The sequence below is a fragment of the Xylanibacter muris genome (genome assembly GCF_013166605.1).
GTDB classification, from domain to species: Bacteria; Bacteroidota; Bacteroidia; order Bacteroidales; family Bacteroidaceae; genus Prevotella; species Prevotella muris.
The window spans coordinates 196,474-207,228 of the sequence record NZ_JABKKF010000009.1 but is presented as its reverse complement, the minus strand read 5'-3'; the positions used below and the strand labels follow the sequence as shown (position 1 = coordinate 207,228).

The following is a 10,755-nucleotide window of genomic DNA, read 5'->3' as shown; positions in this document are numbered from 1 at the left end:
GAAAGAGAATGACACCCCCTTTTCCGGACCCTGTTTCAACGGACACGAACATCCTGTATATCAGATGGTTACAAAATTCAAGGAAACCACGAAAAGGAAGCTAAGGATATAATAGGATTTTTTATTACAAAACAAAAGGGAAAATGTAGGTTATAAGAAAAAAAGCACTAACCAGTATAAGGAAAATAAAGAAACTACAACAATAAAGTGAAACACAAAAGAACTATTAACAGTATGATGAAGCAAATCAGGCAACTGATATAAAAGTATGAAAAACAAGAAAAAAAATATAACGCATGGTGCATTATTACATACTATTCACTATATTTGCAGCATAATTTTATCATCAACTATTTAAAATAAAGCTTATGACGAAGAGAAATGAAGTTTATCGCTGTAATATTTGCGGTAACATTGTAGAAGTGACACATCCGGCAGGTGGAATATTGGTATGTTGTGGAAAACCCATGGAATCGATTGAAGGAAATACCCAAGACGCCGCCCATGAAAAGCATGTTCCTGTGATAGAGAAAACAGACTGCGGGTATAAAGTATCGGTAGGGAGCATTCCACACCCTATGACAGACGAGCATTACATTGAATGGATTGAACTCGTCACCCCGACAAGAATAATGCGCAAATATCTGAAACCAGGAGAAGAGCCAACGGCCACCTTCATGACAAAGGAAAACGATGTCACAGCAAGAGAATACTGTAATCTGCACGGATTATGGAAATCTGCGCTGAATAATGAATAAAATAATGAAGCACGAAGAGGTCTCAAATCTCTTCGTGCTTTATTTTATTGTATACAAATAATGATGAAAAGAAGAATAAAGACACTTATAGCATGCATTACCGGATTTGCCCTAAGCTCATGCGCACAAAACAACATAAGAAATGTGGATGCCTCCGAATTTGAACAAGGCATAAAGAACGACAGCATACAACTGCTCGACGTACGTACATCAGACGAATTTGCCACCAGCCACATAAACGGTGCTATAAACATCGATGTACTAAAAGAGGGATTCAAACATATCGCGAAAAACAAACTTGACAGGAAACACGAGATCTGGATATATTGCCGCTCAGGAAAGAGGTCATTAACAGCAGCATCCATACTGGCTAAAGACGGCTATAAGGTTGTGAATCTGCGTGGCGGAATAAAAGAATGGGAAAAGAAAGGAAAGCCGGTAGTCAGATAAATTCAGACATGGAACTTTCCGGCCAAACCAACAGACAACAGTATTGAATTGGCCGGAAGCCCCGGCTATTCAACAAGGACCATTTCCATTCTTATATCATCAACAGGACGGTCGCCGTTTCCGGTTGTGACCTGTTGTATCATGCCTACAATTTCGATACCGGACTCAACCTCACCAAACACAGTATATTGCCCGTCAAGATGAGGTGTTCCTCCTACTGTGGTATACAATACCTTTTGCTCTTCTGTAAGTCCACCACCGGCAACCTTCACTTCCGCTTCAGCCTCAGCTGTCAACCTATCCTGTAAATCCTGAAGAGCTTCGCGGTTACGCTCACGCCGCAACTGCATTATCTCGGCCCTATGCTGTGAAACAAGGGTATTAAACGCCTGTTGTATCTGCTGCATCCGCATCTGTTTTGCCAACTGCCGTATCTGCCCTTCATTAAACACTTGCCCCCAAACGATGTAAAACTGCGAGCCACTGCTTTTACGTTCCGGATTCACATCATCCCCCTGACGCGCGGCAGCCAAGGCACCACGTTTATGACACAAACCTTCTTTTATTTCGGCATCAACGGTATATCCCGGTCCACCTGCCCCCAACATCTTTCCCGCAGGAGCGTTTTTTGAATCCGGATCACCACCCTGTATCATAAAATCCCGGATAACCCTATGAAAAACGGTTCCGTTATAATATCCTTCCTTGACCAACTTCACAAAGTTATCACGGTGAAGAGGCGTCTCATCATATAGGCGAACAACAATATCACCTAACGTTGTGATTATTTTTACTCTCATTATTTTTAATATTACGAATATACCACAATGCAAAAAAGAAACCCACTGAAAAATCAGCAGGTTTCTTTTATATTCTCGCGGAGAGAGAGGGATTCGAACCCCCGGTGCCTCTCAGCACGGCGGTTTTCAAGACCGCTGTAATCGACCACTCTACCATCTCTCCTTGCCATGGGCTAAAGTGTGTCTTTGCCTTAAAAGCGAGTGCAAAGGTATATACTTTTATTCACATATCCAAATTTTATTGTTTATTTTTTACATCTAAAATGGTTTTCCCGCTTTATCCGGGTTATTTATCCCCTTTTCCTTTGTTATTAAACGGTTTTGAATTAATTTTGCATTATGATTTATCCAAACAACTTTGAAAGCAAAATAGGTTTCAACGAAATAAAAACCTTATTGAAACAAAAGTGTATCAGCAACCTTGGTCGTGAAATGGTCGACAAAATTTCTTTTTGCGACAAATGGGAAACCGTGAATGAATGGTTGCTGCAAATAAAAGAGTTCCGCCTTCTACAGCAAGAAAACGACAACTTGCCGCTACAGTATTTCTTCGATGTAAGAGAAGCCGTAGGCCGACTTCGTCTTGAAGGCACCCACTTGGAAGAAAACGAGCTTTTTGACCTCAGACGCTCATTAGAAACAATTATGGGTATTGTGAATCTGCTGAACATAAGCGATGATGTAGAAGAACATACATCCGGCCAGGACATTAAAGAAAAACGATATCCCTACCCCGCCCTACACAGATTGTCGGAAAACGTGATGACATTTCCACTAATCATCAGACGCATAGACCAGATTCTCGACAAGTTCGGCAAGATAAAAGACAACGCCTCACCGGAACTTATGTCCATACGGCGCGAGCTGTCACATACCGAAAGCGGTATCTCACGTACATTATATAATATATTACGCACAGCACAAAGTGACGGTCTTGTCGACAAAGATGCAGCACCGACAATACGTGACGGGCGTCTTGTCATACCCGTCGCTCCGGGACTAAAACGAAAGATACGCGGAATAGTACATGATGAAAGTGCATCAGGAAAGACCGTGTTCATTGAACCGACAGAAGTGGTGGAAGCAAACAACAAGGTGCGTGAACTTGAAGCAGAAGAGCACAGAGAGATCATAAGAATACTTTCAGAGTTCGCCACACAAATCCGTCCACATGTGAAAGACATTCTATATTCATATAGATTTCTTGCAATCATAGATATGATAAGGGCAAAAACCGAATTTGCCAACATGACAAAAGCCATAGAACCAAGATTGGAAAAATATCCATACATAGATTGGATACAGGCTGAACATCCTTTATTAAAACTCGCACTCGACAAACAAGAAAAGAGCATTGTTCCCCTTGACGTCACTTTGACAAAGGAAAAAAGAATCATTATAATATCCGGCCCTAATGCGGGCGGAAAATCCGTATGTCTGAAAACAGTAGGGCTTTTACAATATATGCTCCAATGCGGCTTGTCCATACCCGTAAACGAACATTCCAAGACAGGAATATTCAAAAGCATCATGATTGACATCGGTGACGAACAAAGCATAGAAAACGACCTGAGTACATATTCAAGCCACCTGACAAACATGAAGAATATGATGAAACAGGCAAATATGCATACACTGCTGCTGATAGACGAGTTCGGAGGTGGTACGGAACCTCAGATAGGAGGTGCAATAGCAGAGGCGGTTTTAAAGCAATTCTGCAATAAAGAAGCATTCGGGGTAATAACCACCCACTACCAGAATCTGAAACATTTCGCTGAAGATAATACAGGGGTAGTGAACGGAGCCATGCTCTACGACCGTCACGAAATGCGCCCTCTTTTTCAACTTGCCATCGGGCAACCCGGAAGTTCCTTTGCCATTGAAATTGCCCGCAAGACAGGAATACCGGAAGAAGTGATACGTGACGCATCCGAAATTGTAGGCTCAGACTATATCCAAAGCGACAAATATCTTCAGGATATAGTACGCGATAAGCGTTATTGGGAAAACAAACGGCAGACCATACACCAGCATGAGAAATCGCTCGAACAAAAAATAGAAAGATATGAAGCTGAAATAAAGGAACTTGAGCAGAACCGTAAGAATATACTTAGAAAGGCAAAGGAACAGGCAGAGGAACTGCTTAAAGAAAGTAACCGGAAAATAGAAAACACGATACGGGAAATACGCAAGAACCAGGCTGAAAAAGAGGAAACGAAACGTATAAGGGAAGAATTGAAGCTATTCAAGGATGAAATCAACGATATTGACTCAAAAGCCAATGACGAAATAATCGCCAGAAAGATCAAACAGATCCAAGAAAGAAAAGAAAGAAAGGAAAAAAGAAGAAAGGAAAAAAGCGAAAGAGAAAAAAAACAGGCAGCAGAAAAAACATCTTCCGCATCGGCACGCACAACAACTGAAGTGCTGAAAAAGGGTGATACAGTAAGAATAAAGGGATTGACATCCATTGGATATATAGAAGAGACAGACGGGAAAATGGCAACTGTCATATTCGGTGATATGCGTACAAAAATGAAAACAGAACGTCTTGAAATAGCAGACAAACCGAAACAGGAAACAGCACGCCTCAACACTGTATCAGCAGCCGAACGACACACACGTGAAACCATTGACAACCGCAAGCTGAACTTCAAGCAAGACCTTGATGTAAGAGGAATGCGTGGTGAGGAGGCTATAAATGCAGTAACATACTTCATTGACGATGCCATACTTGTAGGTATGAGCAGAGTGCGTATACTCCATGGTACCGGTTCGGGAATATTGCGGCAACTCATAAGACAATATCTTGCAACAATCCCAAACATAACCTCATTCAAAGACGAGCACGTACAGTTTGGCGGTACAGGAATAACTGTTGTAGACATTGGATAACACCGGTATATACAAAGATAACAAGTATCTGCAATACAGAAAGCAAAAGTATGTAACAGATTCACGAATATATAAAAAAACACAACTTTTAAATTGTTTTACATCAATTCTTCCTAATCACACAGGAACATTACACAATACTTTCATATCTTTGCAAAAGACAAGCTGCACATCAGCAATATAAAGCAAGTTTTATTGCATTCGATTTGCACACATCAAACATAAAGAAAGCGGACCAAACAAGTCTTACTTCTATTCATCAGTACCTCACGTAGGTACATTTTAGCAAAAGAGTTGTGATTTCCGCTTTCTTTTCATGAACTTCAATATAATGTAATAACAAGTTTGCATAAGAAAAAGTCTGTAGTTTTAATCTGCGACTAACATTATTATCACTAAATAGGTTTAAGTTATGAATAAAACATTGATAAATGTGGGTCTGCGCTATAACGGCATATATCTCAACGTGAATCGTAACAGCATTGACATGCGCTCTAAAACCACAGCCCACATAATTGCATTCGTTTCCCGCCTTCAGGAAAACGGATTCTGTGTAAGTGAAGAATTACTGCATGCTTTTAATAAGATTTCCACTGATACACTAATAGAAATAACCGACAGTATTGATGAGGCAACCGGTGTTAAATTGAACTGGACACCGTTAGTAAAAAACTGGAACATACCTACCGGTGAAACTTATACCGACCATCTTATAACTTTATTTGCCAACATCTATAAAGATGATGTGCAGAACGGCACAATCCTACCATGCGGTCATTTCATACCGGAAAACACTTTTCCTGTCGAACGGTATAACGGATGTCCATTCTGCAGCACTCCCTTCAAGACCTCTAACTTCATATATAAAGGCCAGGGAAGCAGATTAAAAGAACTTCGCCTCCTTACCGACAAGGATATGAAGATAATTTTTGAATCGCTTCTCACATCCGCAACTCCACTTGACGCGACACAAAAAGACTCACTGGAACAATTATTACAAATCTATGACTTGCCAGACACGAATATAAAGATGAAAGAGACAGCCATGCTGGCAATAAAACTGCTTGTCAGACATAATAAACAGGAACAAGCAATAAAACTGCTAAAAACCCCAACTGACATCCTTCGCTATCTCTGGTTCGAAAAAACCGGATATATACAAATTATCGAACCAAAGACATTGGTAGCACACGCAAGGAAATTATATCATCATATATGGGGACCGCTCGACAAAAGTTCGGACGCGGCAAACAGTATGAAACAGAGACTCATGCTGAAATACGACAGAAAATCATGCCTGCGTGTCGCCACATGGATGAACGCGATTCCTATGACCGCCCAACAGGCTGCAGCCAACATGAATCCCAAGCGTGAAATGTGGGTTAGAATGATACACTCACTACGTCTTGGAGAATACTCACGAAAAAAAGGAATGGAGCATCTACGTGAAATCCTCGATGTCTTCTACAAACAAGATTACACCACATGGCATGGCAACCTTGACACCGCCCGCCAAGACAAGGATCTGCCCAGGACACTTTCTCTTCTGAAAGAACGCCCCGGACTATTTGCCAGATACCTGTTTGCAACGATATTACGCTTTGGAACAGACGAGGTATTGAAAGCATTTGATGAAGTTTCAGACAAACTGCCGGCACGCCTGCTTCTTTCTTTAGGCAATGCTGCCGATGCATATTTTGACCCGAATCAACCACGTCTGGCACGCCCGATTACGGGTGGAACACATAAGTTGGAATCAAACAAGCTTTTAAGCCTCTACAACGAGGAAGAACGCAAAAAAATACTCGATGCCATAAAAAGCATCTATACAAACTCTATGATTCGCCGCTTCAAGGCAATACCATCTAAAAACAAGTCCGTATTTATTGACCGCAGACTATACAATATTCCTGTCAGTGTAGGCGACCGTGCGACAACTATTCATGATATCTCATGCGCACTCACAGGTACACGCTTCCCTATCCAAGGGGATACCATACGCTTATTCATGCAATGGGGAAAAGGATTGCATGCCCAGCATCTTGACATGGACTTAAGTGCACGAATTTCTTTTCTTAATGGGAAAACGGAAGAATGCGCATACTACAACCTGACATGTATCGGGGCTAAGCATTCCGGTGATATACGTTCTATTCCCGAAATGACAGGGACTGCCGAATACATAGAGCTGTCCATTCCTGAATTGGAAAAAGCAAATGCAAGATACATTACCTTCACCTGCAATGCCTATTCCGTCGGGGCACTATCGCCCAATCTTGTTGTGGGATGGATGGACTCGGCTTATCCTATGGCCATTTCTGACGAGACGGGTGTGGCATACGATCCGTCATGCGTCCAACACTCCGTACGTATCAGCGAAGGAAATCTAACAAAAGGCTTGGTCTTTGGCATACTCAATGTTGAAAAACATGAAATAGTATGGCTGGAAATGCCTTTTACGGCCCAGACACTACGGGGAGCGGATGCCCAAGCTGTTGAAACTTTACTAAAAAAGCTTGAATCAAAATTGTCTATCGGCGAGTTACTCGAACTTAAAGCAAGAGCCCAAGAATCGGTATTGACCGAAAATGAAGAAAATGCTGATGAAACCTACACGTATGAATGGGCATTGAATCCGGCAGAAGTGACAAAGTTATTAGATATATGACATGTTAAAGTATAATCATGCATATAACAATGATACCTGGAAATAATATACGGACTCAATATCTGCAATGGAATTGATATCTTTAAGATAATAAAAAAGGAGGTTGTCACCTCCTTTTCGAGCCTCTTGTCGGATTCGAACCAACGACCCCGAGATTACAAATCACGTGCTCTGGCCAACTGAGCTAAAGAGGCGGGTGGGCAAGCTACTCACATCGCACCGCTACAACCAACTACCTTTGCTACGTTCCCGTCCTGGAGGATTCGAAGGGAGCTGGCCGTGTAAGACTTGCCCGTATTAATTTAAGCGGGTGCAAAGGTATCTTTTTTTTTTCTAACACACAAACTTTTATCGCAAAAAAACATAAAAAACACTATATTTTATACTTTGGTATATGGATAATGAGTATTTTTGCACTTCAAGACTAATATTAATATAATATATACAAACATACAGAATAAAAAAACAGAACCAGTTACATGAAACCGGAAGAATTTATACAACTAAAAGCTTTTGCACGTATCGATGGAGCCCTACTTGCTTTGTTTTGGCTGTCAAGCTTCATTTTTTATATTCAGGGACTGAGTAATCCAATAATGGGAATTGTCAGTTTCATATTAGCGGTGTCAAGTCCGTTCTATGCAGCGACAAGACTACGTATATTCCGTGACAACATACGCGATGGTATTATCAGTTTCAGAAGAGCGGCAGCATATTACGCACTGATGTTCTTTTACGCTTCAGCACTCTTTGCCATAGCACAATATATATACTTCGAATTTCTCGACAACGGATATCTTGTAAACACATACACACAGATGCTAAACGGTGAAGAAGCACAAATTATCTTGAAAAATTACGATATAACACAACAACAGATTAACGACAACCTGGAAGTTCTGAGACAAACCAGCCCAATAACATTTGCATTAAATTTCATGACGATAAACATCATGACCGGTATTGTATTGAGTTTTCCTGTCGGTCTAATCATGAAAAGAGACAGAGCAAAATAATCATACCACAAAGAAAACAAAGAAAAAAATAATATTGTATAAATAAAAATACTTACTTTTGCATTGTAAATTCAAAAAGAACAAATCAATATGGATATATCTGTAATAGTACCATTATACAACGAAGAAGAGTCTTTACCCGAACTTTATTCATGGATTGAACGAGTTATGAATGAAAACAACTTCAGCTTTGAAGTCATTTTCATAAATGACGGTTCAACCGACAAATCATGGAAAGTAATAGAAGACCTCAAGAATAAGTCTGATAAGGTGAAAGGAATAAAATTCCGCCGCAACTACGGAAAGAGTCCTGCCCTTTATTGCGGCTTCAAAAAAGCACAGGGCGAAGTGGTTATAACAATGGACGCTGACCTGCAAGACTCACCGGATGAGATACCAGAACTTTACAGAATGATAACAGAAGAGAACTATGACCTGGTATCAGGATACAAACAAAAGCGTTATGATCCTCTGTCAAAGACCATACCTACAAAACTTTTCAATGCCACGGCACGTAAGATAAGCGGAATAAAAAACTTACATGATTTCAATTGTGGCCTGAAAGCATATAAAAAAGATGTTGTAAAAAACATTGAGGTATATGGTGAAATGCACAGATATATTCCATATCTGGCAAAAAATGCCGGTTTCAGCAGAATCGGAGAGAAAATTGTTCACCATCAAGCAAGAAAATACGGAAAATCTAAATTCGGCTTCAACCGCTTTTTTAACGGATATCTTGACCTTATAACACTTTGGTTTTTGAGTTGTTTTGGCCGGGAGCCCATGCACATGTTCGGCCTTTTAGGCTCACTCATGTTTTTCATAGGCTTCATATCCGCTGCCGTTATCGGAACAGACAAGCTATATTGTCTTGCATCCGGAATACCGCAAAGACTGGTTACAAGTTCCCCCTATTTTTACATTTCACTTACAATGATGATTATCGGCACACAGTTCTTCCTTGCAGGATTCGTCGGTGATCTTGTAAGCCGCTCCTCAAGCACCAGAAACGACTATCAAATAGAGGAGGAGATTTAAATGGGGAAAATAATAGCAGCGATTATACTTGCGGCAATAATAAGCAGCTGCACTTCTATTGACTGCCCTGTACAGAATACAGTATATACAGTATATAAACTGTATAAGGCAGACGGTGTGGCAGACACCCTTAGCGACACTCTTACAATATATACCTACAGAAAGAACGGTTCTGACAGTATCTTGTTGAACAAAAAGACAAAGGCTGTTGTATTGGAACTGCCGATAAGCTATCAGAACCACGAGGACACACTGATATTTGAATTGAAAGATACATTTAATGTGCTAAGACGTGACACTGTGTGGATTGCCAAAACCAATCAACCACACTTTGAATCCGTAGACTGCAATATTTCATACTTTCATGAAATAACATCAGTAAGATGGACCAATGAGGCCATCGACTCAATAGGCATCAACAAAAAAGACGTTAACTATGACGCTTCAACGGAACACTTCCATATATATTTCAAGGCTCGCAATTAGTCTCATAATGTTAACTGCCTATGTGGCAATGCATGCACAAAACAAAATATTTGCCGTGCAAAAAGACACAGTGCCATTCTTCAAGGGATTCTCTATATCCATAGATTTAGCCGGACCTGTAATGCGCACACTTGGAGATTACGGTGAATACGAGGCTTCACTAAGGATTAATCTACACAACCAGTATTTTCCCATCTTCGAGATTGGCTATGGAAGCGCCAAGCATGATGACGAGGTAACTTCACTTTACTACAAGACACAAGCCCCTTATTTCCGAATAGGCTGCGACCTTAATTTGCTAAAAAACAAACACACGGGAAACCGTATGTTCGGAGGACTAAGGTATGCATTTACTTCATACAAGGTAGACATTGCACATCCTGGAATGCAAGACCCTGTATGGGGATGGGACACTTCATTCAGCATCACTGGAGAAACATGCTCACAGCACTGGATAGAGGCGGTGTTCGGCATAGATGCCAAGATATGGGGGCCATTACATCTGGGATGGAACGTTAGATACAAACGCCGGATAGCCCATAAAGACAGTAGTGTCGGCAATACATGGTATATACCGGGATACGGAAAATACGGAGATACACGAATCGGGGCGAATTTCAACGTAATAATAGATATATAAA

Annotated in this window: 9 protein-coding genes and 2 tRNA genes; 8 read left to right on the top strand and 3 right to left on the bottom strand. The window is 40.8% G+C overall.

Going from position 1 to position 10,755, the window contains the following annotated elements:
- Positions 1–368 precede the first annotated feature (368 nt).
- Together HPS56_RS10095 and HPS56_RS10090 are read left to right on the top strand one after the other, a co-directional pair.
- On the top strand, positions 369–758 hold the full coding sequence (locus HPS56_RS10095) for a desulfoferrodoxin (protein WP_172276107.1): 390 nt from the start codon (positions 369–371) through the stop codon (positions 756–758).
- A gap of 60 nt (positions 759–818) precedes the next feature.
- Positions 819–1,208, top strand: coding sequence for a rhodanese-like domain-containing protein (locus HPS56_RS10090; RefSeq protein WP_349665786.1), 390 nt, complete (start codon positions 819–821; stop codon positions 1,206–1,208).
- Positions 1,209–1,273: 65 nt separating this feature from the next.
- Here the strand turns inward: HPS56_RS10090 and HPS56_RS10085 are convergent, their stop codons facing one another.
- Together HPS56_RS10085 and HPS56_RS10080 are read right to left on the bottom strand one after the other, a co-directional pair.
- Positions 1,274–2,008: a peptidylprolyl isomerase gene (locus HPS56_RS10085; protein WP_172276105.1), complete on the bottom strand. Its 735-nt coding sequence runs from the start codon at positions 2,006–2,008 to the stop codon at positions 1,274–1,276.
- 78 nt (positions 2,009–2,086) lie between these two features.
- A tRNA-Ser gene (locus HPS56_RS10080) sits at positions 2,087–2,171 on the bottom strand.
- 176 nt (positions 2,172–2,347) lie between these two features.
- Between HPS56_RS10080 and HPS56_RS10075 the strand changes: the two genes are divergently transcribed.
- Both HPS56_RS10075 and HPS56_RS10070 read left to right on the top strand, forming a co-directional pair.
- Complete coding sequence (locus tag HPS56_RS10075; RefSeq protein ID WP_172276103.1) at positions 2,348–4,903, top strand: endonuclease MutS2; 2,556 nt, start codon at positions 2,348–2,350, stop codon at positions 4,901–4,903.
- 412 nt (positions 4,904–5,315) lie between these two features.
- The gene (locus HPS56_RS10070) at positions 5,316–7,571 is read left to right on the top strand and encodes a hypothetical protein (RefSeq protein WP_172276101.1); all 2,256 of its coding nucleotides are present in this window, start codon (positions 5,316–5,318) and stop codon (positions 7,569–7,571) included.
- 120 nt (positions 7,572–7,691) lie between these two features.
- Here the strand turns inward: HPS56_RS10070 and HPS56_RS10065 are convergent.
- A tRNA-Thr gene (locus HPS56_RS10065) sits at positions 7,692–7,765 on the bottom strand.
- Positions 7,766–8,050: 285 nt separating this feature from the next.
- Between HPS56_RS10065 and HPS56_RS10055 the strand changes: the two genes are divergently transcribed.
- From HPS56_RS10055 to HPS56_RS10040, 4 genes are all read left to right on the top strand, one after another.
- On the top strand, positions 8,051–8,587 hold the full coding sequence (locus HPS56_RS10055; protein WP_172276099.1) for a DUF4199 domain-containing protein: 537 nt from the start codon (positions 8,051–8,053) through the stop codon (positions 8,585–8,587).
- 90 nt (positions 8,588–8,677) lie between these two features.
- Positions 8,678–9,628 carry a glycosyltransferase family 2 protein gene (locus HPS56_RS10050; RefSeq protein WP_172276097.1) on the top strand — a complete coding sequence of 317 codons (951 nt, stop codon included), beginning with the start codon at positions 8,678–8,680 and terminating at the stop codon, positions 9,626–9,628.
- On the top strand, positions 9,629–10,114 hold the full coding sequence (locus tag HPS56_RS10045) for a DUF6452 family protein (RefSeq protein WP_172276095.1): 486 nt from the start codon (positions 9,629–9,631) through the stop codon (positions 10,112–10,114).
- On the top strand, positions 10,065–10,754 hold the full coding sequence (locus HPS56_RS10040; protein WP_253952440.1) for a DUF6048 family protein: 690 nt from the start codon (positions 10,065–10,067) through the stop codon (positions 10,752–10,754). Before HPS56_RS10045 ends, HPS56_RS10040 begins: the two co-directional genes overlap by 50 nt.
- Position 10,755 lies beyond the last annotated feature (1 nt).

Bases quoted from the DNA above. Each gene is read 5' to 3' on its own strand.
- HPS56_RS10095 (WP_172276107.1), top strand. From the start codon at position 369: ATGACGAAGAGAAATGAAGTTTATCGCTGTAATATTTGCGGTAACATT.
- HPS56_RS10090 (WP_349665786.1), top strand. From the start codon at position 819: ATGATGAAAAGAAGAATAAAGACACTTATAGCATGCATTACCGGATTT.
- HPS56_RS10085 (WP_172276105.1), bottom strand. From the start codon at position 2,008: ATGAGAGTAAAAATAATCACAACGTTAGGTGATATTGTTGTTCGCCTA.
- HPS56_RS10075 (WP_172276103.1), top strand. From the start codon at position 2,348: ATGATTTATCCAAACAACTTTGAAAGCAAAATAGGTTTCAACGAAATA.
- HPS56_RS10070 (WP_172276101.1), top strand. From the start codon at position 5,316: ATGAATAAAACATTGATAAATGTGGGTCTGCGCTATAACGGCATATAT.
- HPS56_RS10055 (WP_172276099.1), top strand. From the start codon at position 8,051: ATGAAACCGGAAGAATTTATACAACTAAAAGCTTTTGCACGTATCGAT.
- HPS56_RS10050 (WP_172276097.1), top strand. From the start codon at position 8,678: ATGGATATATCTGTAATAGTACCATTATACAACGAAGAAGAGTCTTTA.
- HPS56_RS10045 (WP_172276095.1), top strand. From the start codon at position 9,629: ATGGGGAAAATAATAGCAGCGATTATACTTGCGGCAATAATAAGCAGC.
- HPS56_RS10040 (WP_253952440.1), top strand. From the start codon at position 10,065: ATGACGCTTCAACGGAACACTTCCATATATATTTCAAGGCTCGCAATT.